Origin of the sequence: Actinomadura sp. DC4, from assembly GCF_030406325.1 — a bacterium.
In the GTDB taxonomy this organism is placed as follows: domain Bacteria; phylum Actinomycetota; class Actinomycetes; order Streptosporangiales; family Streptosporangiaceae; genus Actinoallomurus.
In genome coordinates, this window is sequence record NZ_JAUEQY010000085.1 from 1 (window position 1) to 1,181 (window position 1,181).

Here is a 1,181-nt window from a genome sequence, read left to right on the forward strand (position 1 = left end):
CGCTAGAGGGGGATGTTGCCGTGCGCGCCCCTGGCAGGGGTGGCCTCGGCGATGGCTTGTGCGATGGCGCGGCGGGTTTTGGCGGGGTCGATGATTTCGTCGATGACGCCGAGGTCGTGGGCGCGTTCGACGCCGCCGGCGATTTTTTCGTGTTCGGTGGCGAGTTGTTCTTCGAGCGCGTGGCGTTCTTCTTCGGGCACCGCGGCGAGTTTGCGGCGGTGCAGGATGCGTACGGCGGCGACGGCGCCCATGACGGCGACCTGGGCGGTGGGCCAGGCGAAGACGCGGGTGGCGCCCAGGGCGCGGGAGTTCATGGCGATGTAGGCGCCGCCGTAGGCCTTGCGGGTCACCAGCGTGACGCGTGGCACGACCGCTTCGGCGAAGGCGTGCAGGAGTTTGGCTCCGCGGCGGACCACGCCGTCGTGTTCCTGCCCGACGCCCGGCAGGTAGCCCGGTACGTCGACGACGACGACCAGCGGCACGCCGAAGGAGTCGCACATCCGCACGAACCGGGCGGCCTTCTCGGCCGAGGTGGAGTCCAGGCAGCCGCCCAGCCGCATCGGGTTGTTCGCGATCACCCCGACCGTGCGGCCGCCGAGGCGTCCCAGCGTCGTGGTGATGTTCGGCGCCCACTTGGGGTGCAGCTCGATCGACTCTGAGGAGTCGTCCAGCAGGCCCGCCACGACCGGGCGGATGTCGTACGCGCGCCGCGGGTTGTCGGGGAGGATGCCGGCGAGGTCGACCTCGGCGACGTCCTCGGGCCGCATGCGGCCCTGGTGACCGAGGAGTGTCGCGAGCCGGCGGGCCTTCAACAGCGCCTCGGCGTCGGTGGCGGTCACCACGTGCACGACGCCGCTGCGCTTGCTGTGCGGTTCGGGACCGCCCAGCGCCGCCATGTCCACGATCTCGCCGGTCACCGACCGTACGACGTCCGGGCCGGTCACGAAGATCCGCCCGCCCTCGGACAAGATCACGATGTCGGTCAGCGCCGGGCCATAGGCCGCCCCACCGGCCGCCGCGCCCAGCACCACCGAGATCTGCGGCACCACCCCGGAGGCGTGCGTCATCGCCTTGAAGATCCGCCCCACACCGTGCAGCGACTCCACACCCTCGGCCAGACGCGCCCCGCCCGAATGCCACAAACCGATGATCGCCAACCGCTCACGCACCGCGTGGTCATA

Annotated in this window: 1 protein-coding gene; it reads right to left on the reverse strand. The window is 71.1% G+C overall.

Annotation, left to right across the window (positions count from 1 at the left end; translation table 11 throughout):
- Positions 1-2: 2 nt before the first annotated feature.
- The coding region (locus QWU11_RS47055) for a carboxyl transferase domain-containing protein (protein WP_290121133.1) at positions 3-1,181 on the reverse strand (1,179 nt) is incomplete at its 5' end.